1 pseudogene is annotated in these 251 nt (G+C 33.1%); it reads right to left on the bottom strand.

The features are described from left to right. Positions 1-11: 11 nt before the first annotated feature. Positions 12-251: pseudogene (locus AAEY99_RS21580) on the bottom strand (HD-GYP domain-containing protein); the annotation flags it as partial.

The following is a 251-nucleotide window of genomic DNA, read 5'->3' as shown; positions in this document are numbered from 1 at the left end:
ATGCAGTAAAACTAGTTCAACAAATGCTCTTTTAGCAGGCGAGACAAATTAATCTGATAATCTAAGGGCTTAACACTTGATAGTATTTTAAGCTCTTGGGTGTGCTCACTTAAATCGATGTCTTTCGGTGTAACATGATGATTGTGCTTAGCATTATAAAATAGCTTAATTTTAGGTTTAATAGGATTTAATACGTTCCCTTCAAGCACTAAAGCTAAACGTTCATTCGTTAATTTTACAATAGTTCCTAC

The organism is Shewanella sp. S1-58-MNA-CIBAN-0166 (assembly GCF_040310085.1).
Classification (GTDB): Bacteria; Pseudomonadota; Gammaproteobacteria; order Enterobacterales; family Shewanellaceae; genus Shewanella.
Note: the sequence above shows the minus strand (reverse complement) of the source record. Positions and strands in the feature narration are given on the sequence as shown.